Source organism: Massilia sp. UMI-21 (assembly GCA_015277795.1).
In the GTDB taxonomy this organism is placed as follows: domain Bacteria; phylum Pseudomonadota; class Gammaproteobacteria; order Burkholderiales; family Burkholderiaceae_D; genus Telluria.
Window position 1 is genome coordinate 198,017 of sequence record CP063848.1, and the last position, 24,046, is coordinate 222,062.

Sequence of the window (24,046 nt, forward strand, 5' to 3'; positions counted from 1 at the left end):
TTCGTGGTCGTCAGGTGCGGTACGCCTCGAAGGACTTGAGGCGTACGGACGTCTTACGCGATGGCTTCGCGCACGCTGCCGTGCGCCGCCTCCAGGAGGGCTTGCGCCTGCTCGACACTGGTTTGTTTGATCAGGGCCACCACCGCGGTCTTGACGTGGTAGCCGCACTGCTCGAGCACCGCCTGCGCGGCTGCGTCGTCGGCGCCGGTGGCGAACACGGTCAGGCGGATGGCGCGTCGCACCAGCTTGGCGTTGGTAGCCTTCAAGTCTACCATCAGGTTGCCGTACACCTTGTGCAGGCGGACCATCAATGCGCTGGAAAAGGTGTTCAGTGCGATCTTCTGCGAGGTACCGGCCTTCAGGCGGGTGGAGCCCGAGATGACTTCCGGCCCGGTGTCGAGCGTGATGCCGATCTCGGCATCCTTGGCCACCGGGGCGTCGGCATTGTTGGCGAAACCGACCGTCAGCGCGCCTGCCGTGCGTGCGGCGTCCAACGCGCCCAGCACGTAGGGCGTGAAACCGGATGCGGCGATCAGCAGCACCACGTCGTTGGCGCCCACGTTCACGTTGCGCAGGTCGGCGGCGCCCTGGTCGAAATCGTCCTCGGCGCCTTCGACTGCGACGAACATCGCGTCCTGGCCGCCGGCCAGCAGCGCGACCGCGCGCTCGTGCGGCCACGAGAAGGTCGGGTACAGCTCGACGCTGTCGAGCACACCGAGGCGGCCCGAGGTGCCGGCGCCGACGTAGATCAGGCGCCCGCCCGCTTCCACGCGCGGCAGCGCGGCGGTGACGGCGGCGGCGATGCGCGGCGCGGCGGCGCGTACCGCGTTGACGGCGTTGAGCTGGTCGTCGACCAGGACCTTGACCAGCTCCACGGTCGGGTACTGGTCGAGGGAAGCGTGGTCCTGGGCCGGGGTTTCGGTTTTCAGCATTGCCGTCTCTTCTGGTGCGGAGTGATCGATAAAACCAGTGTAATACCAATTGCCCTGGACGGCCCATGAAAGCTGGGGCCGTCGTCATGCCGAAAAGTTATGCTGCGCCAGGGCGCCCGATAAGCCTCAGGCGCTCGGCCGGCGCAATTCGGCAACGAAATCGTAATGGTCGCTGAGACAGTAGGAATGCGTCAGCTCCACCGGCTCGCCCGATTCCAGGTAGCCGACCCGCGTGATGAACAGCACCGCGCGGCCTTCCGGCACGTCCAGGCGCGCCGCCAGTTCGGCCGACGCATTCATGGCGCGCAGGTGCTGCAGCGCGCGCACCGGCATGTGTCCGGTCTTGGCCAGGTGCGCGTACAGCGAGCCGCCGACGTTCTCGGGACGCGGCAGCACGGTGGCCGGAATCACGCTGACTTCATAGGCCATCACCACCTCGTCGGCCAGGCGCAGGCGTTCGAGGCGCGCCACCCGCGTGTTCGGCGACAGGCCGAGCGACAGCTGTTCGTCGGCGTCGGCCAGCATCACCTCGCGCCGCAGCCAGTGGCTGCCGGGCGTGTAGCCGCGCTGCTGCAACTGCTCGGAGAAACTGGACAGGTCCGACAGCGGCTGCTCGATGCGCGGCGCGATGTAATTGCCGGAACCGCGCCGCCGCACCACCAGGCCCTGTTCGACCAGTTGGTCGATCGCCTTGCGCGCGGTCACGCGCGACACGTCGAGCTGCTCGGACAGCGTGCGCTCGGAAGGCAGCGCCTGGTCGGCCTGGTAGCGGCCGTCGCGCACGTCTTGTGCGAGCTTGCGCGCCAACTGCATGTACAGTGGCGAGTTGTCGTTCAGGTCGACGTGGAAGGTGGGCTGGCTTGTCATCGGCGTGGTGAGAATGTCACGTGCAGTGTAATGGCAACATTCGCTTCCGACACGGCGCATCCCATGAAAAAGCTTTGTATATGCATGCTCCTGGCTTATGAGCATACCACTTGATACCAATATAAATGGGTTATGCCAAGGCCACGGCTATTCATTTGGCAATCCTTCCTGTCACTCCGTATCCTCATCCGCAGATTGCCAAGTACTTTATCGATGAGCAGCCGCCAGGCCGACAAGGAGACCGGATGAACGAGCGCAGGCGAAACCTGTTGGGCATGGCGCTGCTGGGCATGGCCGAGCCACTGTTCGCAGCGCCGTTCGCGCCCGCGAGCTCACCTGGCATGCCGGCCGCCGCACGCCGGGCGCTGGACGCCGAACTGGCGGCCGTCGTCAACGATCCGGCGATGCAACTGGCCAGCCTGTCGGTGGTGGCGGTCCGCGCCGGCCAGCCGGTATATGAACAGGCGTTCGGGCGCCGCTTCATCGGCAAGGGCAGCCTGCCCGACCGGCCGGCCACGCCTGCAACCCTGTTCCGGATCGCCTCGATCTCCAAGATGATGACCACGCTGGGCCTGATGCGCCTGGTCGAGGCGGGCCGCATGGACCTCGAGGCCGACGTCTCCGCCTACCTGGGCTTCGGCCTGCGCAACCCGCACTTCCCGGACCGCCCCATCACCCTGCGCAGCCTGCTCACGCATCGCTCGTCGCTGCGCGACGAAGGCGGCTATTCCTGGCCGCTGAGCACCGCGCTGAAGGACGTGCTGCTGCCGGGCGCACCGCTGTACGGCGACGGCAAGATGTGGTCGAACCGGGCCGGACCGGGCGAGTACTTCACCTACTGTAACCTCGGCTGGGGAGTGATCGGCACGGCGATGGAACGCGTGACAGGCGAGCGCTTCGACCTCTTGATGCAGCGCCTGCTGCTGCAGCCGCTCGGCATCGATGCCGGCTTCCTCCCTGCGGCGCTGCCACCCATGGCGCTGGACAAGCTGGCCACCCTGTATCGCAAGCGCACGGTCGACACCGAGATCTGGAACGCCGAAGGCCCCTGGATACCTCAGGTGGACGACTTTTCGGTAACGCCGCCGGCGCTGCCCGCCGGTATCGCAAGCTACGTCCCCGGCACCAATGCCACCCCCTTCAGCCCGACCGGCGGGCTGCGCATCACCGCGCGCGACATGGGCGTCATCATGCGCATGCTGATGCACGGCGGCGTGCATGGCGACGGCCGAGACGGCGCCCGGCTGTTCCAGCGCAGCACGCTCGAGCGCATGTTCGCGCGCCAGTGGACCTTCGATGCCAAGGCCGGCAACGGCGATTCGCTGGGCGGCGTGTTCAATGCCTGGGGACTGGGCAATGCCCACTTTCCGGATCGGCCCGGCATGGCGCTGGTCGAAGGCGGCGGCTTCGACGCGGTCGGCCACCTGGGCGACGCCTATGGCCTGCGCTCGGTGTTCGCGGCCGACCTGGCGCGCGGCAACGGCATGATCGTGCTGGCCGGCGGCAGCGCGGCCGACCCGGAACTGCAAAAAGGACGCTATTCGGCGCTGGCGCGCTACGAGGAGCGCATCCTGACGGCGCTGTACCGTCATGCCATTGCCGGCAACGACGTCAGCCAACCGGCAGCAACATGATGTCAATGCGTACATATACCGCGGTTATGACGCCCGGCAGCACTTTCATTGGCCCTTGTCGGGCCCGGAGCCTAAGCTCCCCCCTCGTCACCAATAAGAAGAGTGCAGGATGCAGCAAGTATTAGTCATTGGCGGCGGTGTCGTCGGCCTGACCTCGGCCTGGTGGCTGGCGGAAGCCGGCTACCGTGTCCGCCTCCTTGAACGCGCGCCCGAGGTCGGCAGCGGCTCCAGCTACGGCAATGGCGGACAGCTCAGCTACCGCTACGTGTCGCCGCTGGCCGACGAAGGCGTGCCGCTGAAGGCCCTGCAATGGATGTTCCAGGACACCGGCCCCCTGCACTTCCGCCCCGAAGCCGACCTGCGCCAGTACCGCTGGCTGGCCAGCTTCCTCGCCCACTGCCGCGCCGACGTCAACCGCCGTACCACCGCCAAGCTGCTAGAACTGGGCGAGCTGTCGCGCCAGGGCATGAAGCAGCTCGAAATCACGATTCCTCCCGAGGAGTTCGCGTGGCGCGACGCCGGCAAGCTGGTGGTGTACCGCTCGCGCGACGTGTTCGAGAAAGCGGCCGGCAAGCCCGGCGCCGGCGAGATCTGGTCGGCCGCCGACTGCGCCGCGCGCGAGCCTTCGCTGGCTGCCGCCGAGCCCATGCTGGCCGGCGGCATCTACAACAGCGGCGAAGCGGTGGCCGACTGCCACGCCTTCTGCGTGGCGCTGGCCGAGCGCCTGCGTGCCCATCCGCGCTTCGACGGCTTCGTCCATGGCGAGGCGCGTCGCCTGCTGGCCCAGGACGGGCGCAGCGGCCGCATCACCGGTATCGAACTGGACACCGGCACCATCCAGGCCGACGGCTACGTGCTGGCGGCCGGCATCCAGAGCCGCACCCTGGCGGACACGGTCGGCATTTCGCTGCCGCTGTATCCGCTCAAGGGCTACAGCCTGACGGCGCCGATCCGCACCGACGACGTGGCGCCCGAGATCAGCGTCACCGACTTCGAAAGAAAAGTGCTGTATGCGCGCATCGGCGACAAGCTGCGCGTGGCCGCCATGGTCGACATGGTCGGCGAAGACCTGAGCCACACCCCGAAACGGGTCGAGGGCCTGACCCGGCAGGTGAAGGAAACCATGCCGCGCGCGGCCGACTACTCCAGGATCTCGGTCTGGGCCGGCCTGCGTCCCGCCACCCCGAGCAGTGCCCCGATCATCGGCGCCACGCCCTACGCCAACCTGTGGCTGAACGTCGGCCATGGCCCGCTGGGCTTTACCTTCGCCTGCGGCAGCGCCAGCCTGCTGGCCGGCGCGATGCAGGGCGAGACACCGCCGTTCGCACTGGATGGCCTGACCCTGCGCGCCTGACCCGCCATCCCTGCCGGTCGTGCAAAATGGCGGATAATGACGGCCATGTCCATCACGACCAAACCCGAAGCCTGCCCCTGCGGCGGGCCGTCGCTGGCCGCCTGCTGCGGTCCTTTCATCGAAAGCCGCGCCCTGCCGCCCACGGCCGAGGCCCTGATGCGCTCGCGCTATACCGCGTATACGCAGAAAAACGAGCCCTACCTGCGCGCGACCTGGCATCCCACGACGCGCCCGCGCGAACCCCTCATCGATGAGCAGGAAGCCATTCGCTGGCTCGGACTTGAGGTAAAATCTGCTTTACGTTTACGTCAACGTAAAGTAGATTTGCCGGACGATCCAGACAGCGATACCGTGGAATTCGTCGCCCGCTTCAAGCTGGGAGGACGGGCGCACCGGCTGCACGAAGTGAGCCGTTTCCTGCGCGAGCCCGACCCGGAGACGGGGGTGAAGCGCTGGTATTACCTGGACGGCAGTTTTCCAAAATAAATACAGTAGAGACTTAGAGGACAGCATGCCCCAGATCGAGAGCAAACTGAACCCGCGTGGTGAAGACTTCAAGGCCAATACCGCGGCCATGCAGGCCATCGTCGACGATTTGCGTGCGAAAGTCGCGCAAGTGGCGCAGGGCGGCGGCGAAGCTGCCAGCGCCAAGCATGTCGCGCGCGGCAAGCTGCTGCCGCGCGACCGCGTGCAGATGCTGCTCGATCCGGGCACGCCCTTCCTCGAGTTTTCCCAGCTGGCCGCGTATGACATGTATGACGGCGCCGCACCCAGCGCCGGCATCATTACCGGCATCGGCCGCGTCGCCGGCCAGGAAGTCGTGATCGTCTGTAACGACGCCACCGTCAAGGGCGGCACCTACTATCCGATCACGGTCAAGAAGCACCTGCGCGCCCAGGAGATCGCCGAGCAGAACCACCTGCCCTGCATCTACCTGGTCGACTCGGGCGGCGCCAACCTGCCGAACCAGGACGACGTGTTCCCGGACCGCGACCATTTCGGCCGCATCTTCTACAACCAGGCCAATTTGTCGGCGAAAGGCATTCCGCAGATCGCGGTGGTGATGGGTTCCTGCACCGCCGGCGGCGCCTACGTGCCGGCGATGAGCGACGAATCGATCATCGTCAAGGAACAGGGCACCATCTTCCTGGGCGGCCCGCCCCTGGTCAAAGCGGCCACCGGCGAAGTCGTCACCGCCGAAGACCTGGGCGGCGGCGACGTCCACACCCGCCTGTCGGGCGTGGCCGACCACCTGGCCCAGAACGACCTGCATGCGCTGTCGCTGGCGCGCACCATTGTCTCGAACCTGAACCGGGTCAAGCCGGCGCAGGGCGCGCTGCGCGACAGCGCCGAGCCGAAGTATGCGCCGGAAGAACTGTACGGCGTGATCCCGGTGGATACCCGCAAGCCTTTCGATGTGCGCGAAGTGATCGCGCGCGTGGTGGACGGCAGCGAATTCGACGAGTTCAAGGCGCGCTATGGCACCACGCTGGTGTGCGGCTTCGCCCACATCTACGGCATGAAGGTCGGCATCATCGCCAACAACGGCATCCTGTTCTCGGAATCGGCACTCAAGGGCGCCCACTTCATCGAGCTGTGCTGCCAACGCAAGATTCCGCTGGTCTTCCTGCAGAACATCACCGGTTTCATGGTCGGCCGCAAGTACGAAAACGAAGGCATCGCCCGCAACGGCGCCAAGATGGTCACGGCAGTGGCCACCGCCTCGGTGCCGAAGTTCACCGTGATCATCGGCGGGTCGTTTGGCGCCGGTAACTACGGCATGTGCGGCCGCGCGTTTTCTCCGCGCTTCCTGTGGATGTGGCCGAACGCGCGCATCTCGGTGATGGGCGGCGACCAGGCGGCATCGGTGCTGGCCACCGTCAAGCGTGACGGCATCGAAGGCAAGGGCGGCCAGTGGTCGCCTGACGAAGAAGCGGCTTTCAAGCAGCCGATCAAGGAGCAGTACGAACACCAGGGCCACCCCTACTATGCCTCGGCGCGCCTGTGGGACGACGGCGTGATCGATCCGGCCGACACCCGCACCGTGCTGGGCCTGGGACTCTCGGCCGCGCTGAACGCGCCGATCGAAGAGACGAAGTTCGGCGTGTTCCGGATGTAACGGCAGGATGTAAAGGGAACTTGACAATGGAATACCAGACTCTCACCGTTTCGATCGACGACAAGGTGGCCGCCGTCACCCTGAACCGGCCCGACCTGCGCAATGCCTTCAACGAGCACGCCATCGCCGAACTGGCGCTGGCCTTCGACGAACTCGGGCGCAATGAACAGGTGCGCGCCATCGTGCTGGCGGCCAACGGCCCGGCCTTCTGCGCCGGCGCCGACCTGAACTGGATGAAGAAGATGGCCGGCTACTCGCACAGCGAGAACCAGCAGGACGCCGCGCGCCTGGCCGACATGCTGCGCACCATCTACCTGTGCCCGAAGCCGACCGTGGCCAAGGTGCAGGGCGACTGCTACGCCGGCGGCATGGGCCTGGTGGCGGCCTGCGACATCGTGGTCGCCAGCGAGCTCGCGCACTTCTGCCTGTCCGAAGTGAAGCTGGGCCTGATTCCCGCCACCATTTCGCCCTACGTGATCAAAGCCATGGGCGAGCAGGCCTCGCGCCGCTACTTCCTTACCGCCGAGCGCTTCGATGCCCGGGAGGCCCGCCGCATTGGCTTTGCCCACGAGGTCGTGCCGCTTGACGCGCTCGACGCCACCGTGGCCGGCATCGTGAAAGGCCTGGTGTCGAACAGCCCGAACGCCGTGGTACAAGCGAAAAAGCTGGTGCGCGAGGTCGTGGGCCAGCCGGTCGACGAGGCGCTGCTGGCGGATACCGCGAATCGCATCGCGGAAATCCGCGCTTCCCTGGAAGGCCGCGAAGGCGTCGCTTCCTTCCTCGAGAAGCGCAAGCCGGGCTGGCTGAACTGACTCGTACCTGACGTATTGGAATCATCTTGAAGCAGCACACCTCTTCCGACTGGATCGCACGCAGCCTGCGCAGCGTGTGGCACCCGTGCACCCAGATGCAGCACCACGAAGAGGTGCCGCTGATCGCGGTCAGCCGCGGCAAGGGTCCGTGGCTGTACGACCACGAAGGCCGCCGCTACCTGGACGGCATCAGCTCCTGGTGGGTGAACCTGTTCGGCCACGCGAACCCGCGCATCAACGCGGCCCTGAAGGACCAGCTGGACAAGCTGGAACACGCGATGCTGGCCGGCTTCACCCACGAACCGGTGATCGAACTATCGGAAAAGCTGGCCGCCCTCACCGGCCACCAGCTCGGCCACGCCTTCTACGCCTCGGACGGCGCCTCGGCGGTCGAGATCGCCATGAAGATGAGCTTCCATGCCTGGCGCAATGCCGGCCACCCCCGCAAGCAGGAATTCGTCTGCCTGCAGGGCAGCTACCACGGCGAGACCATCGGCGCCCTGGCGGTCACCGACGTGCCGCTGTTCAAGGACGCCTATGGCCCGCTGCTGCGCGCCTCGCACGTGGTGCCGGCGCCGGATGCGCGCAATGCGCACGAGGGTGAATCGGCCCAGGACGTGGCCAGGCGTGCTATTTCAGCCGTGCGCACCCTGTTCGAGGAGCGCGGCGACAAGATCGCGGCCATCATCGTCGAACCGCTGGTGCAGTGCGCCACCGGCATGGCGATGTACGACCCGCTCTACCTGGAACTGCTGCGCGCGTTGTGCGACCAGCACCACGTGCACCTGATCGCCGACGAGATCGCGGTCGGCTGCGGCCGCACCGGCACCTTCTTCGCCTGCGAACAGGCGGCGATCTGGCCCGACTTCCTGTGCCTGTCGAAAGGCATCAGCGGCGGCTACCTGCCGCTGTCGCTGGTGCTCACCGTCGATTCCATCTACCAGGCCTTCTACAGCGAAGACATCACGCGCGGCTTCCTGCACTCGCACTCGTACACCGGCAACCCGCTGGCCTGCCGCGCGGCCCTGGCCACGCTCGCGATCTTCGAGGAAGACGACGTGCTGAACCGCAACCGCGAGCTGGCCACCAAGCTGACCATCGCGCTGGCGCCGCTGGCCGAGCACGAGCGCGCCCGGCATTTCCGCCAGCGCGGCATGATCTTCGCCTTCGATGCGGTGGAGCCCGACGCGGCGCGCGCCGCGAGCTTCGCACGCCGCTTCTTCACCACCGCGGTGGAGAACGAACTGTTGCTGCGCCCGATCGGCCGCACCGTGTACCTGATGCCGCCCTACGTGCTGGACGACGAGGAGGTCGCCGGCCTGGCGGCGCGCACCCGCAAGGTCTTCGAATCGGTCATCGCGGGCTAGGAACTGGACTAGAGATGAACCTGATCGCAACGATCGACCGCAAGCTCGACGCCATCGCCGCGCAAAGCCTGACGCGCCGCCTGCGCGTGGCCGACAGCCCCTGCGCCCCGCGCCAGGTCGTGGACGGCCGCGCCATGCTGGGCTTCTGCAGCAACGATTACCTGGGCCTGGCGGCGCACCCGGCCGTGATCGCGGCGCTGCAGGAGGGCGCCGCACGCTATGGCGCCGGCAGCGGCGCATCGCACCTGGTCAGTGGCCACAGCCGCGCGCACGCGCTGCTCGAGGAGCGCTTCGGCGAGTGGCTGTCGCCCCATATCGACCAGGCACGCGCCCTGTACCTGTGCACCGGCTACATGGCCAACCTCGCGGTGCTCACTGCGCTGGGCCTGGACGCCGACGCGATGATCTTCTCGGAAGCGCTCAACCACGCCTCGCTGATCGACGGCGCGCGCCTGGCCAGGGCCGGCGTCACGGTTTATCCGCACGGCGACCTCGAGGCGCTGGAACAGCAGCTGCGCACCAGCACGGCCGGCACCAGGATCGTCGTCACCGACAGCGTCTTCAGCATGGACGGCAATCTTGCTCCGTTGCCGCAACTGCTGGCGCTGTGCGAGCGCTACGGCGCCTGGCTGGTGGTGGACGACGCCCACGGCTTCGGCGTGCTGGGCGAGCGTGGCCGGGGCGCGCTCGCGCATTTCGGGCTGTCGTCGTCGCAGCTGGTGTACATCGGCACCCTCGGCAAGGCGGCCGGCGTGGGCGGCGCCTTTGTTGCGGCGCATGCCAGCGTGATCGAACTGCTGGTGCAGCGTGCCCGCCCCTACATCTACACGACCGCCGCGCCGCCGGCGCTGGCCCATGCGCTGCAGGCCAGCCTTGCCATCATCGGCGGCGAAGAAGGCGCGCGGCGCCGTGCCCACCTGGCCGCGCTGGTCGACCACCTGCGGGACGCCCTGCGCCTGCAACGCTGGCAACTGCTGGCATCCAGCACCGCGATCCAGCCGATCGTCATCGGCAGCAACGAGGACGCGCTGCGCGCGGCCGCCGGCCTGCACGAGCAGGGCCTGTGGGTGCCGGCGATCCGTCCGCCGACCGTGGCGCCGGGCACGGCACGCCTGCGCGTGACCTTGTCGGCGGCGCACACTCACGATGAAGTCGCGCTGCTGGCACGCGCGCTGAACGAACTGGAAAGGGCCTGCGCATGAAGAACCTCAACGAACCGCGCCAGCCGCTGGCGCTGACGCCGGTGGTCACCGCGCCCGGCAGCGCCGGCGCCCCGGTCGCCGAGGCGGCACCGGCCGAGCCGCAACCGGAAGCGCTGCCGCTGGATGCCGTGCCCTCGCGTTTCAGCTGCTTCGTCACCGGCACCGACACCGAGATCGGCAAGACGCTCATCTCGGCCGCCATCCTGCACAAGCTGGCGGCCAGCGGCCGCCGTGCCTGCGGCATGAAGCCGGTCGCGGCCGGCGCCGAACTGCGTGACGGCGAACTGCACAACGAAGACGCCGACATGCTGCGCGCGGCCGGCAACGTGCACCTGCCCAGCAGCATCACGACGCCTTTCATGCTGAAGGAACCGGCGGCGCCGCACATCGCCGCCGCGCTGGAAGGCGTGACCATCGAGCCGGTGCCGATCCTGGCGGCCTACACCGAAATCCATGCTGCCTCCGATGCGGTCGTGGTGGAAGGCGTGGGCGGATTCCGCGTGCCCTTCAACGACGATTTCGACAGCGCCGACCTGGCCGCACAACTCAACCTGCCGGTGATCCTGGTGGTGGGGCTGCGCCTAGGCTGCATCAGCCACGCCCTCCTGACGGTGGAAGCCATCGTGGCGCGCGGCCTGGTGCTGGCCGGCTGGGTCGCCAACACGGTCGACCCTGACATGCGCTTCGGGCGCGAGAACATCGACGCGCTGGAACAACGCATTCCGGCGCCGCTGCTGGGCCATGTGCCCCGCCTCGAACAGGCGACGGCAGAAGCCGCCGCAGAATACATCGACCTCGCGGGGCTGCCGGGCTGGCATTCGCCGCGTGTCCAGACTTAAGGAAAACCAAGATGTCCCAATCGAATACCGTTGCGTTGCACCGTCCCGTCGCCATCAAGCAGGCCGAGAATGCGACCTGGCCGCTGGCCGACGTACTGGCCCTGTTCGAACTGCCTTTCAATGAACTGATGCACCGTGCGCAAGAAGCGCACCGCGCCAACTTCCCGGACGGCGACGTCGAGCTGGCCACCCTGCTGTCGATCAAGACCGGCGGCTGCGAGGAAGACTGCGGCTACTGCCCGCAGGCGGCACGCTACGACACCGGGGTCGAAGCCAAGAAGATCCTCGACCTCGATACCGTGCTGGATGCGGCGCGCCAGGCCAAGGCCAGCGGCGCCACCCGTTTCTGCATGGGCGCCGCCTGGCGCAGCCCGAAGGAGCGCGACATGGAAAAGGTCGAAACCATGGTGCGCGAAGTGAAGGCGCTCGGCATGGAAACCTGCGCCACCCTCGGCATGCTCGAGGAAGGCCAGGCCGAACAGCTCAAGAAGGCCGGGCTGGACTACTACAACCACAACATCGACACCGCGCCCGATTTTTATGACAACGTGATTTCGACCCGCGAGTACCAGGACCGCCTGGATACGCTGGGCCGCGTGCGCAGCGCCGGCCTGAAGGTCTGCTGCGGCGGCATCGTGGGCATGGGCGAGACGCGCGCGCAGCGCGCCGGCCTGATCGCCCAGCTGGCCAACCTGAACCCGTATCCGGAATCGGTGCCGGTCAACCACCTGGTGCAGGTCGAAGGCACCCCGCTGCACGGCGTCGAAAAACTCGACCCGATCGAATTCGTGCGCACCATCGCCGTGGCCCGCATCACCATGCCGCAGGCGCGCGTGCGCCTGTCGGCCGGCCGCCGCGAGCTGGGCGAAGCGGTGCAGGCGATGTGCTTCATGGCCGGCGCCAATTCCATCTTCTACGGCGACAAGCTGCTCACCACCGGCAACCCGGAAGCGGACGACGACCGCGTGCTGCTCGAGAAGCTGGGCTTGAAGACGCGCGCCGCGACGCTCGATTCGGCGCCGAAGGCTGCCTGCGGCTGTTAAGCATGTGCGGCCGGGGAGACACGGCCGCGTTTGAACCCATTTGAACAACCAAGAAGCGAAAGACAAACGCATGTTCACCAAAATCCTCATCGCCAACCGTGGCGAAATCGCCTGCCGTGTCGCCGCCACCGCCCGCCGCATGGGCATCCGCACCGTCGCCGTCTACTCGGAAGCCGACGCGGGGTCGAAGCACGTGGCGGTCTGCGATGAGGCGGTGCTGATCGGCCCGAGCGCCGCCAAGGACAGTTACCTGCGCGGCCAGAAGATCATCGAGGTGGCCAAGGCCACCGGCGCCCAGGCGATCCACCCCGGCTACGGCTTCCTGTCAGAGAACGCGGAGTTCGCCGAAGCCGTGCAGGCCGCCAGCCTGGTCTTCATCGGACCGCCGGGCGCCTCGATGCGCGCGATGGGTTCCAAGTCGGCCGCCAAGCAACTGATGGAAGGGGCCAAGGTTCCGCTGGTGCCGGGCTACCACGGCGACAACCAGGAACCGGGCTTCCTGCGCGAGCAGGCCGACCGCATCGGCTATCCGGTGCTGCTCAAGGCCAGCGCCGGCGGCGGCGGCAAGGGCATGCGCGTGGTCGAGCGCTCGGAAGACTTCGAAGCCGCGCTGGCTTCCTGCAAGCGCGAAGCGATCAGCTCGTTCGGCGACGACAAGGTGCTGGTCGAAAAATACCTGATTCGTCCGCGCCACATCGAGATCCAGGTGTTCGCCGACACCATTGGTAACTGCGTCTACCTGCACGAGCGCGACTGCTCGGTGCAGCGCCGCCACCAGAAGGTGCTGGAGGAAGCACCGGCGCCCGGCATGACCGGGGACCGCCGCGCCGCCATGGGCGAAGCGGCCGTGAATGCCGCGCGCGCGGTCGGCTACGTCGGCGCCGGCACGGTCGAATTCATCGCCAACCAGGACGGTTCTTTCTACTTCATGGAGATGAACACCCGCCTGCAGGTGGAGCACCCGGTCACCGAGATGATCACCGGCACCGACCTGGTGGAGTGGCAGCTGCGCGTCGCCTTCGGCGAACCGCTGCCGAAGAAGCAGCACGAACTGGCGATCCACGGCCATGCCATCGAGGCGCGCATCTACGCCGAGAATCCGGAAAAGGGCTTCCTGCCGTCGATCGGCACGCTGCGCCACATGGATACGCCGAGCGCCGTCGAGTTCGAACTTGGCGGCATGGGCGCGGATTCGGGCACCAACCCGGCGGCAGTCCGGGTCGACTCGGGCGTGCGCGAAGGCGACGCGATTTCGCCCTTCTACGACCCGATGATCGCCAAGCTGATCGTCTGGGGCGCCGACCGCACCCAGGCCCTGGCGCGCCTGTCGCAGGCCCTGGCAGAGTTCCAGATCGTCGGCCTGGCCACCAACATCGCCTTCCTGAAACGCCTGGTCGAAGGCGAGGCCTTCTCGAGCGCCGACCTGGACACCGGCCTGATCGACCGCCACGGCGAGGCGCTGTTCCCGCCGCCTTGCGCCGCCCCGCTGGGCGCCCTGGCACTGGCCGCGCTGGCATTGAGCCGCGGCGAAACCGTGCGCGGCGCGGTCAATCCGGCGGATCCGTGGGCGCAAGCCCGCGGCTGGCGCATGAACAGCGCCTACCGCCGCGTGCTCTCCTTCGCCGACGAATTCAGCGGCGAGCAGGGCTACCAGGTCGGCTTGACCTATGGCGCCCATGGCTGGGAGATCGATGCCGACGGCGAGCGCCAGAGCCTCGAACTGGTCCGCCACGAAGGCGCCGAGCTGAGCATCCGCCTGGGCGAGACTTCGCTGCACGGCAGCGTGCGTCGCGATGGCGAGCTGTTCCACGTGTTCACCGGCGGCCGTCATTACACCCTGGCGTACAATGACCCGATGGCGCACGCCGGCGAGCTCGAAGCCGCGGGCGGACGCCTGACCGCGCCGATGCCGGGTAAAGTGGTGGCGGTGCTGGCCTCGTCCGGCAAGGAAGTCAAGAAAGGCGAGCCGCTGGTGATCATGGAAGCGATGAAGATGGAGCACACGATTTCCGCGCCGAGCGACGGCCTGGTGGAAGAAGTGCTGTACCAGGTCGGCGACCAGGTGGCGGACGGCGCGCCGCTGCTGGCCTTCAAGGCAGCTTGACAAGGCGGCGTCACACCAACAAGACCAGAACGAAAGGGGAGACATGCGCATACTCCTGTACCGCGGAGACGGCGTGATCGAGCCATGGGCGCGCGAGTTCGCCGCCGCCATGCCGCAGGTGGAGACCGTCGCGTGGAAAGAAGGCACGGCCCTGCCGCCGTGCGACTACGCGGTGGTGTGGAGCCCCGCGCCGGCCCTGCTCGACCAGCTTGCCCACGTCAGGGCGATCTTCCTGATGGGCGCCGGTGTCGATGCCCTGCTCAAGCTGGGCAGTGCGCTGCCGCCGGTGCCGATCGTGCGCCTGGGCGACGCCGGCATGGGCGTGCAGATGGCCGAATACGTCGCGCACGCGGTGCTGCGCTACTACCGCCACTTCGACGATTACGAACAGCAGGCCCGCCAAGGTGTCTGGGACCCGCTGCCGCTCACGCCCAAGGCCGACTTCGCGGTCGGGATCATGGGTCTCGGCAAGCTCGGCCTGCCGGTGGTCGAGGCGATGCGCCTGTTCGGCTTCCCGGTGCGCGGCTGGAGCCGCACGCCCAAGGATCTCCCCGGCGTCGAGTGCTTCCACGGCGCCGACGGGCTGGATTCCTTCCTGCGCGGCACCCGGGTGCTAGTCTGCATGCTGCCATTGACGCCCGATACGGCCAACCTGCTCGACCGCCACAACCTAGGCAAGCTCCAGCCGGGCGCTTATCTGATCAACGTGTCGCGCGGCGCCATCCTGGCCGAGCCCGACCTGATGACCCTGATCCGTTCCGGCCACATCGCCGGCGCCACGCTCGACGTGTTCCGCCACGAGCCGCTGCCGGCGCCGCACCCGTTCTGGAACGAGCCGCGCATCAGCATCACCCCGCATATCTCGGCGCTTACCGTGCGCCGCGACGCCGTGCTCCAGATTCTCGAGAAGATCGCGAAGCTGGAGAGCGGCCAACCCGTCGACGACGTCGTCGACCGCGATCTAGGATACTGAAAGAATGAACCAGCAACCCACGTTACCCGAGAAGGTCAGGATTGTCGAAGTGGGGCCGCGCGACGGCCTGCAGAACGAGAAGGAAGCCTTGTCCGCCGCCGTCAAGATCGAACTGGTGAACCGCCTCGCGCGCGCCGGCTTCGCCAACGTCGAGGCGGCGTCGTTCGTGTCGCCCAAGTGGGTGCCGCAGATGGCCACCAGCGCGGAGGTGATGGCCGGCATCGAACGCCTGCCCGGCACGATCTACTCGGCGCTCACGCCGAACATGCAGGGCTTCGAGGCGGCGCTGGCCGCGAAAGCCGATGAAGTCGTGATCTTCGGCTCGGCCTCGGAAGCCTTCTCGCAAAAGAACATCAACTGCTCGATCGCCGAATCGATCGCGCGCTTCGAGCCGGTGGCGAAGGCGGCCAAGGCCAGCGGCCTGCGCCTGCGCGGCTCGATCAGCACGGCCTTCGGCTGTCCCTACCAGGGCGAGGTGCCCCTGGACGCGGTGGCCGACGTGGTGCGCCGCATGCGCGATCTCGGCTGCGACGAAATCGACATCGCCGACACCATCGGCGTGGCGACCGCCCGCAAGACCCAGGCCGTGATGCTGGCAGCAAGCCGGGAATTCCCGCTGCAACAGCTGTCCGGCCACTTCCACGACACCTATGGCCAGGCACTGGCCAACATCTACGCGGCGATGGAAGTCGGCGTGGCGATCTTCCATTCCTCGGTGTCGGGGCTGGGCGGCTGCCCCTACGCCAAGGGCGCGACCGGCAACGTCGCCACCGAGGACGTGCTCTACCTGATGAACGGGCTCGGCATCGAGACCGGCATCGATCTCGACCAGGTGGTAGATGCCGGGCAATTCATCTCGCAGCAACTCGGCCGCAAGGGCGCGAGCCGCGCGGGCAATGCCATCGCGGCCAAGCGCGCGGGCTGAATCGCAGGGGGCGGCTCGCCCCCTGCGAAACGATGTCGGAAACGAAAAAAGCCGACAGTGTTCACTGTCGGCTTTTTTCTTGAAGCTGGTCGGAGTACAAGGATTCGAACCTTGGACCCCCTGGTCCCAAACCAGGTGCGCTACCGGGCTGCGCTACACTCCGAAGACAAAGATCATAGCGCGTTGCCGAGCCCAGGTCAAGGCTTAAGGACCAAATAAGCGGATCGCCGTATTCTCTGTCGCATTATTTCAAACATGGCCAAGCAGGCAATATGGCGAACCTGGCAGCCGAATACGGCGTACATGAGGGCAGGACACCGGGAAACAGGCGCTTCCTGGTGGGTGTCGGCGTGTCGCTTGCCATGCATCTGCTGCTGCTGTTCGCCTACCGGCATACGGGGCCGTCCGCGCCGGTGTTCCAGCCTGAGGCGCCCTCTTCCATCACGATCACGATCCGGCCACCAGCGCCGGCCCTGCCGCCACCAACGCCAACAACGCCTGCCGCATCTGCAGCGCCGCGTCGCGCGCGCCCCTCCACGTCGACGCCGGTCATCGCCGTGCCGCCGGCGCCGGAAAGCACCGGGGATCCGTTCGCGGTGCAGCAAGCTGCCGAGCCGATGCAGGGCAGCGCCAGCGATACGCCGGCGTTCGACATGAATGCCGCAAGACAAACGGCACGGCAACTGGCGGGTCAGACCAAACTCGGCCGAGAGGGAACGGCGCACGCGCAATTCCCCGATCCGCCCCTGGAAACCGAATCGAAGTTCGCGAAAGCCATCAGCAAGGCCAAGCGCCGCAACTGCAAGGATGGCATTCCGGGCGGCTTGCTGGCGCCGCTGTTCCTGGCCATGGACAAGAAGGACAGCGGCTGCAAGTGGTAAAGCTTGGCCTACCCGGTCTTCGCCGCAATGCTCTGCAGCAACCGCGGCACCGGAACGCTGCGCTTACTCGCCCTTGATCTGCAGGGCCCGCTCGTAGAGGGCGTTCTTCTTGCGCCCGGTAATCTGCGCCGCCAGGTTGGCGGCCTGCTTCACCGAACACTCCGTCAACAGGATCTGCAGGATGCGTTCCGCTTCCGCATCCTGCGCATCGGTGGCGAGGACCGCCCCTTCCACCAGCACCACGAACTCGCCGCGCTCGCGGTGCTGGTCGGCTTTCACCCAGGCCAGGGCCTCGCCGAGCGGGCAGCGGTGCACTTCCTCGAACAGCTTGCTCAGCTCGCGCGCGAACACCACCTGGCGGGTCGGCTCGAACGTCGACATCAAGGCTTCGACGCAATCGACGATGCGGTGCGGCGCTTCGTAGAAGACGAGCGTCGAGGTCTCGCGCGCCAGTTCGGCCAGCGCGCTTTCGCGCTGCTTCGATTTCGCCGGCAGGAAGCCGACGAAGTGAAACCGGTCGTTGACCAGCCCGCTGGCCGACAGGGCGGTGATGGCCGCCGACGGCCCCGGCAGCGGTACCACGTTCAGCCCGGCGGTGCGTACCGCGTCGACGATGCGCGCGCCCGGGTCGGACACGGCCGGCGTGCCGGCGTCCGACACCAGCGCCACGCGCTGTCCGCCTGCCAGGCGCTCGACGATCTTGTCGGCCACCTCGCGCTCGTTGTGCATGTGCGCGGCAATGGTCTGCTTGTTCAGGCCGAAGCGCTGCAGCAGTGCGCCGGTCTTGCGCGTGTCTTCGCAAGCCACGACATCGGCGAGCGCCAGCAGGTGCAGTGCGCGCAGCGTGATGTCGGTGACATTGCCGATCGGTGTAGCCACGACATACAGCGTTGCGGTAGGATAGGACTGCTGGGCCGCTTCGCCCATGACGGGAAGCTGGGCGATGTCGATGGTCTGCTGTTCTGTCATAAGGATTCCGATGCTGAAGAAGAAGAATATCAAGGCGCTGCTGACGATGGCCGCGTCTGGCGTGCTCGCTGGCGTATTGTCGGCTTGCTCAAGTACACCTTTGCCGCCCGACACCGGCTGCGGCGTACCGGGCGGATTTTGCGCGCCCGCCGCGCCGATAGCAAGCCCGCCACCTGCCGAGCCCAGCTATTCGCCTCCACCACCCGCTGGCCAGTTCCGCACCAATCCGGTCGACCTGCCCCCATCCGCCGGCGGCCGCCCGCTCGCTGCCGACCTGAACCGCCCGGGTACGCGCATCGCGCTGCTGCTGCCGCTGCAGTCCGACGCGCTCGCGCAGCCCGCCGAAGCGGTGCGCGCCGGCTTCATGGCCGGTTACGAGCGCGAGCGCCAGGGGGTGACGGTCAACGTGATCCCCACCGGCGATTCCGCACAGGCCACGCTCGACGCCTACGCGCGTGCGGCCGAGCAGAACGATATCGTGGTCGGTCCCCTGGCCCGCCCCGCCGTGGCGGCGCTGGCCACCAGCGGCGCCGTGACCAAGCCGACCGTCGCCCTCAATCACCCGCAGACCGGTGACCCGCTGCCGCGCCAGATGCTGGTGGTCGGCCTGTCGCTCGAAGAAGAAGCGCGCCAGGTAGCCGACTGGGCCGCGGCGGAACAGCCCGCCGGCCGCGCCCTGGTGCTCACCGGCAAGACCGCCTGGCAGCAGCGCCTGTCGGGCGCATTCACGGCGCGCTGGTCCCAGCTGGGCCTGAACAATGCCGTCGTCGAGCTGCCGAGCAGCGACGGCTATGTCGACGGCAATGCGCTGGCCGCCTTGCGCGCGCGCCTGCAGGTCGATCCGCCGCAGCTGGTGTTCGCCGCCCTCGACGCCGTCCAGCTGCGCCAGGTGCGCAGCGCCATCGGGACCTCGCTGCCGACCTACGGCACCGCCTCGATCAACCCGGGCCGCGATCCGGCCATGGTCGCGCCCGAGCTGAGCGGCGTGCGCATCCTCGACCTGCCCTGGACCGTGCAGCCGGACAATCCGCTGGTGGCGAGCTATCCGCGCTGGGGCGGCGACACCGGCGGCTTCGACATGAAGCGCCTGTACGCGCTCGGCATCGACGCCTACCGCATCGCCCGCGAACTGGCCCTGCGTCCCAACGGATCGTTCGAGCTCGACGGCGTGACGGGCCGCCTGTCGATCGACATGAGCACGGGCGCGCCGGTGTTCCGACGCGTCGAGACCGGCGCCGTGTACCGCGACGGCGCCTTCGAAGCAGTGGCTTTCGGGCGCTGACATGTGGCCGCAGCGCCTGTCACCGCGGCAAGCTCAGGGCCGCGACTGGGAGCGCGCTGCCCTGCTCCACCTGCGGCGCCACGGCTTGCGGCCGGTCGAGGAGAATTTTCGCTGCAAGGGTGGCGAAATCGACCTGATCATGCGCGACGGCGATACCCTGGTGTTCGTCGAGGTGCGCCAGCGCGCTGCCGACTCCCATGGTGGTGCGGCCGCCAGCATCACTCCCGCCAAGATTCGCCGCCTGGTGCGTGCGGCACAGGTTTACCTGTTGCGCTTTCCCGTCACACCACCCTGCCGCTTCGACGTGGTCGCCATCGATGGCGAGCGGCTGGAATGGCTGCAAGATGTGATTAACTGAACAAGCCTTCCTGATCGGAATGTAAGCAATTTTTACGCGGCTTGCCCGGCCCGGGTTGCCACTGCACTATAATCTCCGGCTATGAATACTCAACGCATCCTCGCTCACTTCCAGGAGAGCGCCGATCTCAAGATGAAGTCGGCAGCTGCCCTGGCGCAACCTATTTCGCAGGCGGTCGAACTGATGTTCGGCGCCCTGTCCAACGGCAACAAGATCCTGGCCTGCGGCAACGGTGGTTCCGCCGCCGACTGCCAGCACTTCGCTGCCGAGCTCGTCGGACGCTTCGAGCGCGAGCGCTTTCCGCTGCCGGCGATCGCGCTGACCACCGATACCTCCATCATCACGGCGGTCGGCAATGACTACAGCTTCAAGGAAATCTTCTCGAAGCAGGTGCAGGCCTTCGGCCAGGCCGGCGACGTCCTGCTGGCGATGTCGACCTCGGGCAATTCGGCCAACGTGCTGGCCGCGGTCGAGGCCGCGCTGGAGCGCGAGATGCGCATCGTCGCCTTCACCGGCAAGGACGGCGGCGCGCTGGCGAAGCTGCTGACCGACGCCGACATCCATATCAACGTGCCCCACGCACGCACTGCGCGTATCCAGGAAGTCCACCTGTGCGCGATTCACTGCATCTGCGACGGCATCGACGTCGCACTGTTCGGAGGAGAAGAAGAATGATGAAAACGCGCCCGCTGGCCGGCCTGCTGTCGAAAATCGTATTGGGAACCGCGCTGGCGGCTTCGCTGTCTGGCTGCGTAGGCCTGGCCGTGGGCGGCGCCGTGGCGACCGCCCTGTCGGCCAATGACCGCCGCACCATCGGCATGCAAACCGAAGACAAGGCGATCAACGTCAAGGCCGAGATCAAGATGCAGCAGATCACCGGGGAGAACGGCCACGTCAACGTCACCAGCTACAACCGCAAGGTGCTGCTGACCGGCGAAGTGCGCGACGACGCGATGAAGCAGGCGGCCGAGCGCGAAGTGCGCGCGATCGAGAATGTGGTCTCGGTGATCAACGAGCTGGAGATCGCCGGCCCGTCGAGCTACACCTCGCGTTCCAACGACGCCCTGATCACCACCAAGGTCAAGGCCAGCCTGGTCGACAAGAAGACCGTCTCGGCCACCGCCTTCAAGGTGACCACCGAGCGCGGCGTGGTCTACCTGCAGGGCCTCGTCACCCCGCGTGAAGGCAATATCGCCGCCGACGTCGCCAAGGGCGTGCCGGGCGTGGTCAAGGTCGTCAAGATCTTCGAGTACATCGCCGACGAAGACCCGCGCGCCAATCTGGCCGCGCCTAGCCAGGGTTAATGCCAACGGCAGGACTGCGGTCCTGCCGTTTTTCCATCATCCGTTTCCGCCATGACCGCCACTTCCTCTTCCCGTTCCTGGTTCAGGCCCGCCGCCATCGGCGCGGTGGTGCTGGCGCTGGCCGGCATCGGCTACGCCTCGTTCAACAGCGGCACGCCCGCGCCGAACGTCACCTTCATCAGCATCGCCGGCGACAAGATCAGTACCGAGTCCCTGCGCGGCAAGGTGGTGATGGTGAATTTCTGGGCGACCTCCTGCGTCACTTGCGTCAAGGAGATGCCGCAGATGGTCGAGACCTACAACAAGTACAAGGGGCAAGGCCTGGAGTTCGTGGCGGTGGCGATGCAGTACGACCCGCCCAACTACGTGCTGAACTTCACCGAGACCCGCCAGCTGCCGTTCAGGGTCGCGATCGATTCGGCCGGCGACATCGCGCGGCAGTTCGGCGACGTCAGCCTGACCCCGACCACGTTCGTGATCGACAAGAACGGCAAGATCATCAAGCGCTACGTGGGCGAGCCGTCCTTCCCGGAGCTGCACAAGCTGCTCGAGAAGGAACTGGCTACCTGATCTAGGGCGCCTTGGGATAGAGGATCATCTGGGTGCAGCGGAACAGGGCAATGGTCTTGCCGCTGTCCTTGTCCGTGACGATCGCATCCCACACCTGCGTGGTGCGGCCCAAATGCACGGCGGTCGCCCTTACTGCGATCGTGCCCTGGCGTGCGGTGCCGAGATGGTTCGATTTCAGCTCGATGGTGGTGAAGCTGGTGGCGCCTTCCGGCAGGTGGGCGACGCAGGCGTAGCCGGCCGCGGTGTCGGCCAGCGTGACCACGCTGCCGGCGTGCAGGTAGCCGTTCGGGGCCAGCAGATGGGGCTGGACCGGCAGCTCGGCGCACACGCGGCCTTCGGCGACCTCGGTGATCTGGATGCCGAGGTGGCCGGGCAGGTAATCCTTGCCGAACTCGTTGAAGGATGCTGGGGTGTATTTCGGATTCACGGTTGACGCTTGGTTGACAAAAGCGCGATCGTACACCGTGCCCGAGGATCGTGCAGGCCAGCCCCCACTCATCCCGCTAGCGCCTGCGCTTGCCCTTGCCCGCCGACCCGCCGCGCTGCCGTGCCGCCGCATTCTGCTGCTGCAAGAGGGCATCCACCCGTTCCGACGCCTCGCGCGCCAGCTGCTGCGCCTCGCCGATGCTCGGGAAATACTGCGGCTCGCGGTAGCCCAGCCACGCATAGGCCGAGTACATGCGGCAGGTATCCTCGACCTCCTGCAGGTTCATGTAGAGCAGCTCCTGCGGATGCGGCGTCAGCTTGCAGACCTTCTTCCTGGCCAGCGACAGCGCCCAGTGCTCCCACGCGCTCTGCAGCACCGGCACCCGGCTGGAGATCGGCACCAGCGACAGCATGAACTTCTCGGCCACCGACAGCGGCAGCGTGTCGAGCCACTCGGCGCGCCCGTTCTGCTCTTCGGTGATGCGCGGATAGAAGAAGCCGTCCGGCACGTCGATGTTGTGGACAAAACGGCGCAGCAGCTTCACCAGCGAGGTCTCGCCGGTCACCGACGAGATGCGGTGCAGCTGCTCGAGCGAAGGCGCGACCGCGAAACCGGTGGCGGCCACCGGCGGGATCTTCTCCTTCATCAGCGCGCGCATCACGGCGTGGGTGTCGTCGTCGTAGCCGGCCACGAAACCCTCTTCGTGCACGCCGTAGCGCCCTGCCCGTCCCGCGATCTGCTTGGCCAGCGCCGCCGGGATCTCTTCTTCCTCGACCCCGTTGTACTTGACGGTCGTCGTCATGACGATGCGCGCGATCGGCATGTTCAGGCCCATCGCCAGCGCATCGGTGCCGACCACGATGTCGGCCTGCCCTTCGCGGAAGCGCTCGGCCTGGGCGCGCCGCACTTCCGGCGACAGGTTGCCGTACACGGTGGCGACCGACAAACCCTTCTCGGTGATCATGTCGCGCCACATCAGGACCTCGCGCCGCGAGAAGGCGATCACGGCGTCGCCGCGTCGCAGGTTGCCGAGCTTGCGCACCGGCGCGGGTTCCATCGCCAGCGGCGCCATGCGCTTCAACACATGGACTTCGAGCGGCACTTCCATGCGTTCGGCCAGTGCCTCGATCGCGCGCCGCGCTTCCGGCGCGCCCACCAGGAACACGGTGGATGCAGGGGCGCCGCACACGGCGGCGGTCCAGGCGGCGCCGCGGTCGCGGTCGGCCAGCATCTGGATCTCGTCGATCACCGCTACCTCGACCGGCGTTTTCGTATCCAGCATCTCGACGGTGCTGGCGACGTGGGTCGCATCCTCGGCGAGGCGGCGTTCTTCGCCGGTGATCAGGCTGACCTTGATCGGCTTGCCGTGCGGGCGCGCGTTCTGCAGGCGCTCGTAGTTTTCCAGCGCCAGCAGGCGCAGCGGCGCGAGATAGACCCCGCTCGCGGCCTTGGCCAGCGCTTCCATCGCGCGGTGGGTCTTGCCTGAATTCGTCGGCCCCAGCAGGGCGATGAACTTGCGCCCCATGCGGCTGGCCACGTCGAAGGATTCCGGGTATTCGGCCAGGTTGATGCTTTCCTTGGTACGCGCGGCATGGCGCTCTTCCTGCTCGCGCTCGACCGCGTGGGTCAGGCGCTGCGCGATGCGCTGGAACACGTATTCGGCCGGCTCCGAGGTTTCCAGCTCGTCGAGCACGTGCAGGAACAGCATCGGGTCCCAGCCGAAGTCGTCGGCTTGTTCCGCGATGTCGCGCACGAAGGCCTCGGCCTCGGTCTGCAGCTGTTCGATGGCGTCCGGCGTGGCGCGTTCTTCGAGCAGCTCGCGCCGCGCCGGCAGGTCCAGCTTGCGCCATTTACTGGGCTTGGCCAGCACGCCGCGCGCCGGCACCAGCCGATAGGGCACGCGCAGGCCTTCGTAGCGCACTTCGCCCGAGAAGCGCAGGAAGACGCGGCCCTCCATCTTGACCAGTTCGATGCCGCGCTCGGCGAAGTCGAGCTCGCGCTCGAGGAAGGCGTCGTCGGCGGTATCGGGCCCGGCGCTGTCGTTAGGGGAATTGCTCATGTCTGAAAAAGTGATGGATGCTTGT

Annotated in this window: 23 protein-coding genes and 1 tRNA gene; 18 read left to right on the forward strand and 6 right to left on the reverse strand. The window is 67.2% G+C overall.

Annotated features, from left to right (window positions below):
* Positions 1-53 precede the first annotated feature (53 nt).
* Together murQ and IM543_00825 are read right to left on the reverse strand one after the other, a co-directional pair.
* Positions 54-932, reverse strand: coding sequence for an N-acetylmuramic acid 6-phosphate etherase (gene murQ, locus IM543_00820; GenBank protein QOY94504.1), 879 nt, complete (start codon positions 930-932; stop codon positions 54-56).
* A 126-nt stretch (positions 933-1,058) separates the two neighbouring features.
* Positions 1,059-1,799 (reverse strand): GntR family transcriptional regulator, encoded by a 741-nt coding sequence (locus IM543_00825; GenBank protein QOY94505.1) that lies wholly within the window; start codon positions 1,797-1,799, stop codon positions 1,059-1,061.
* Positions 1,800-2,074: 275 nt separating this feature from the next.
* On the opposite strand from IM543_00825, the gene IM543_00830 reads away from it, so the two are divergent.
* The 12 genes from IM543_00830 (at position 2,075) to IM543_00885 (ending at position 16,171) form a co-directional block, all read left to right on the forward strand.
* Entirely contained in the window at positions 2,075-3,433 is a 1,359-nt protein-coding gene (locus tag IM543_00830) for a serine hydrolase (protein QOY96456.1), read from the forward strand.
* A 109-nt stretch (positions 3,434-3,542) separates the two neighbouring features.
* Complete coding sequence (locus IM543_00835) at positions 3,543-4,787, forward strand: D-amino acid dehydrogenase (GenBank protein ID QOY94506.1); 1,245 nt, start codon at positions 3,543-3,545, stop codon at positions 4,785-4,787.
* A 156-nt stretch (positions 4,788-4,943) separates the two neighbouring features.
* Positions 4,944-5,273 carry a hypothetical protein gene (locus IM543_00840; GenBank protein ID QOY96457.1) on the forward strand — a complete coding sequence of 110 codons (330 nt, stop codon included), beginning with the start codon at positions 4,944-4,946 and terminating at the stop codon, positions 5,271-5,273.
* A gap of 25 nt (positions 5,274-5,298) precedes the next feature.
* Positions 5,299-6,906: a methylcrotonoyl-CoA carboxylase gene (locus IM543_00845; GenBank protein QOY94507.1), complete on the forward strand. Its 1,608-nt coding sequence runs from the start codon at positions 5,299-5,301 to the stop codon at positions 6,904-6,906.
* Positions 6,907-6,932: 26 nt separating this feature from the next.
* A complete protein-coding gene (locus IM543_00850) occupies positions 6,933-7,718 on the forward strand; it encodes an enoyl-CoA hydratase/isomerase family protein (protein ID QOY94508.1) in 786 nt (261 codons plus the stop codon).
* A gap of 26 nt (positions 7,719-7,744) precedes the next feature.
* Positions 7,745-9,085: an adenosylmethionine--8-amino-7-oxononanoate transaminase gene (locus tag IM543_00855; GenBank protein QOY94509.1), complete on the forward strand. Its 1,341-nt coding sequence runs from the start codon at positions 7,745-7,747 to the stop codon at positions 9,083-9,085.
* Positions 9,086-9,099: 14 nt separating this feature from the next.
* On the forward strand, positions 9,100-10,287 hold the full coding sequence (bioF, locus tag IM543_00860; protein ID QOY94510.1) for an 8-amino-7-oxononanoate synthase: 1,188 nt from the start codon (positions 9,100-9,102) through the stop codon (positions 10,285-10,287).
* Positions 10,284-11,126, forward strand: coding sequence for a dethiobiotin synthase (gene bioD, locus IM543_00865; protein ID QOY94511.1), 843 nt, complete (start codon positions 10,284-10,286; stop codon positions 11,124-11,126). The genes bioF and bioD overlap by 4 nt, the downstream gene beginning before the upstream one ends.
* A gap of 35 nt (positions 11,127-11,161) precedes the next feature.
* Positions 11,162-12,169: a biotin synthase BioB gene (bioB, locus tag IM543_00870; GenBank protein ID QOY96458.1), complete on the forward strand. Its 1,008-nt coding sequence runs from the start codon at positions 11,162-11,164 to the stop codon at positions 12,167-12,169.
* Between the two features lie 70 nt (positions 12,170-12,239).
* Entirely contained in the window at positions 12,240-14,273 is a 2,034-nt protein-coding gene (locus IM543_00875; GenBank protein ID QOY94512.1) for an acetyl/propionyl/methylcrotonyl-CoA carboxylase subunit alpha, read from the forward strand.
* A 43-nt stretch (positions 14,274-14,316) separates the two neighbouring features.
* Complete coding sequence (locus IM543_00880; GenBank protein QOY94513.1) at positions 14,317-15,246, forward strand: glyoxylate/hydroxypyruvate reductase A; 930 nt, start codon at positions 14,317-14,319, stop codon at positions 15,244-15,246.
* Between the two features lie 4 nt (positions 15,247-15,250).
* Positions 15,251-16,171: a hydroxymethylglutaryl-CoA lyase gene (locus IM543_00885; protein ID QOY94514.1), complete on the forward strand. Its 921-nt coding sequence runs from the start codon at positions 15,251-15,253 to the stop codon at positions 16,169-16,171.
* Positions 16,172-16,257: 86 nt separating this feature from the next.
* Here IM543_00885 and IM543_00890 read toward each other — a convergent pair.
* A tRNA-Pro gene (locus tag IM543_00890) sits at positions 16,258-16,334 on the reverse strand.
* Between the two features lie 109 nt (positions 16,335-16,443).
* On the opposite strand from IM543_00890, the gene IM543_00895 reads away from it, so the two are divergent.
* Positions 16,444-17,052, forward strand: coding sequence for a hypothetical protein (locus IM543_00895; GenBank protein ID QOY94515.1), 609 nt, complete (start codon positions 16,444-16,446; stop codon positions 17,050-17,052).
* Positions 17,053-17,115: 63 nt separating this feature from the next.
* Here IM543_00895 and rsmI read toward each other — a convergent pair whose 3' ends face one another.
* Positions 17,116-18,021 (reverse strand): 16S rRNA (cytidine(1402)-2'-O)-methyltransferase, encoded by a 906-nt coding sequence (gene rsmI / locus IM543_00900; protein QOY94516.1) that lies wholly within the window; start codon positions 18,019-18,021, stop codon positions 17,116-17,118.
* Between the two features lie 10 nt (positions 18,022-18,031).
* On the opposite strand from rsmI, the gene IM543_00905 reads away from it, so the two are divergent.
* The 5 genes from IM543_00905 (at position 18,032) to IM543_00925 (ending at position 21,535) form a co-directional block, all read left to right on the forward strand.
* Positions 18,032-19,303, forward strand: coding sequence for a penicillin-binding protein activator (locus IM543_00905; protein QOY94517.1), 1,272 nt, complete (start codon positions 18,032-18,034; stop codon positions 19,301-19,303).
* Position 19,304: 1 nt separating this feature from the next.
* Positions 19,305-19,661 (forward strand): YraN family protein, encoded by a 357-nt coding sequence (locus IM543_00910; protein ID QOY94518.1) that lies wholly within the window; start codon positions 19,305-19,307, stop codon positions 19,659-19,661.
* A gap of 81 nt (positions 19,662-19,742) precedes the next feature.
* On the forward strand, positions 19,743-20,336 hold the full coding sequence (locus tag IM543_00915) for a phosphoheptose isomerase (protein ID QOY94519.1): 594 nt from the start codon (positions 19,743-19,745) through the stop codon (positions 20,334-20,336).
* Entirely contained in the window at positions 20,333-20,965 is a 633-nt protein-coding gene (locus IM543_00920; protein ID QOY94520.1) for a BON domain-containing protein, read from the forward strand. The genes IM543_00915 and IM543_00920 overlap by 4 nt, the downstream gene beginning before the upstream one ends.
* Positions 20,966-21,016: 51 nt before the next feature.
* Positions 21,017-21,535, forward strand: coding sequence for a TlpA family protein disulfide reductase (locus tag IM543_00925; protein QOY94521.1), 519 nt, complete (start codon positions 21,017-21,019; stop codon positions 21,533-21,535).
* Between the two features lies 1 nt (position 21,536).
* On the opposite strand, the gene IM543_00930 is transcribed toward IM543_00925, so the two are convergent.
* Together IM543_00930 and IM543_00935 are read right to left on the reverse strand one after the other, a co-directional pair.
* Complete coding sequence (locus IM543_00930; protein QOY94522.1) at positions 21,537-22,034, reverse strand: PaaI family thioesterase; 498 nt, start codon at positions 22,032-22,034, stop codon at positions 21,537-21,539.
* 4 nt (positions 22,035-22,038) lie between these two features.
* Positions 22,039-24,021 (reverse strand): RNA helicase, encoded by a 1,983-nt coding sequence (locus IM543_00935; GenBank protein ID QOY94523.1) that lies wholly within the window; start codon positions 24,019-24,021, stop codon positions 22,039-22,041.
* Between the last annotated feature and the right edge of the window lie 25 nt (positions 24,022-24,046).

What these genes read in the sequence shown, in the direction of transcription:
- murQ (QOY94504.1), bottom strand. Translation starts at nt 932, where the DNA reads ATGCTGAAAACCGAAACCCCGGCCCAGGACCACGCTTCCCTCGACCAG.
- IM543_00825 (QOY94505.1), bottom strand. Translation starts at nt 1,799, where the DNA reads ATGACAAGCCAGCCCACCTTCCACGTCGACCTGAACGACAACTCGCCA.
- IM543_00830 (QOY96456.1), top strand. Translation starts at nt 2,075, where the DNA reads ATGGCGCTGCTGGGCATGGCCGAGCCACTGTTCGCAGCGCCGTTCGCG.
- IM543_00835 (QOY94506.1), top strand. Translation starts at nt 3,543, where the DNA reads ATGCAGCAAGTATTAGTCATTGGCGGCGGTGTCGTCGGCCTGACCTCG.
- IM543_00840 (QOY96457.1), top strand. Translation starts at nt 4,944, where the DNA reads ATGCGCTCGCGCTATACCGCGTATACGCAGAAAAACGAGCCCTACCTG.
- IM543_00845 (QOY94507.1), top strand. Translation starts at nt 5,299, where the DNA reads ATGCCCCAGATCGAGAGCAAACTGAACCCGCGTGGTGAAGACTTCAAG.
- IM543_00850 (QOY94508.1), top strand. Translation starts at nt 6,933, where the DNA reads ATGGAATACCAGACTCTCACCGTTTCGATCGACGACAAGGTGGCCGCC.
- bioF (QOY94510.1), top strand. Translation starts at nt 9,100, where the DNA reads ATGAACCTGATCGCAACGATCGACCGCAAGCTCGACGCCATCGCCGCG.
- bioD (QOY94511.1), top strand. Translation starts at nt 10,284, where the DNA reads ATGAAGAACCTCAACGAACCGCGCCAGCCGCTGGCGCTGACGCCGGTG.
- IM543_00875 (QOY94512.1), top strand. Translation starts at nt 12,240, where the DNA reads ATGTTCACCAAAATCCTCATCGCCAACCGTGGCGAAATCGCCTGCCGT.
- IM543_00880 (QOY94513.1), top strand. Translation starts at nt 14,317, where the DNA reads ATGCGCATACTCCTGTACCGCGGAGACGGCGTGATCGAGCCATGGGCG.
- IM543_00885 (QOY94514.1), top strand. Translation starts at nt 15,251, where the DNA reads ATGAACCAGCAACCCACGTTACCCGAGAAGGTCAGGATTGTCGAAGTG.
- IM543_00895 (QOY94515.1), top strand. Translation starts at nt 16,444, where the DNA reads ATGGCGAACCTGGCAGCCGAATACGGCGTACATGAGGGCAGGACACCG.
- rsmI (QOY94516.1), bottom strand. Translation starts at nt 18,021, where the DNA reads ATGACAGAACAGCAGACCATCGACATCGCCCAGCTTCCCGTCATGGGC.
- IM543_00905 (QOY94517.1), top strand. Translation starts at nt 18,032, where the DNA reads ATGCTGAAGAAGAAGAATATCAAGGCGCTGCTGACGATGGCCGCGTCT.
- IM543_00910 (QOY94518.1), top strand. Translation starts at nt 19,305, where the DNA reads ATGTGGCCGCAGCGCCTGTCACCGCGGCAAGCTCAGGGCCGCGACTGG.
- IM543_00915 (QOY94519.1), top strand. Translation starts at nt 19,743, where the DNA reads ATGAATACTCAACGCATCCTCGCTCACTTCCAGGAGAGCGCCGATCTC.
- IM543_00920 (QOY94520.1), top strand. Translation starts at nt 20,333, where the DNA reads ATGATGAAAACGCGCCCGCTGGCCGGCCTGCTGTCGAAAATCGTATTG.
- IM543_00925 (QOY94521.1), top strand. Translation starts at nt 21,017, where the DNA reads ATGACCGCCACTTCCTCTTCCCGTTCCTGGTTCAGGCCCGCCGCCATC.
- IM543_00930 (QOY94522.1), bottom strand. Translation starts at nt 22,034, where the DNA reads ATGAGTGGGGGCTGGCCTGCACGATCCTCGGGCACGGTGTACGATCGC.
- IM543_00935 (QOY94523.1), bottom strand. Translation starts at nt 24,021, where the DNA reads ATGAGCAATTCCCCTAACGACAGCGCCGGGCCCGATACCGCCGACGAC.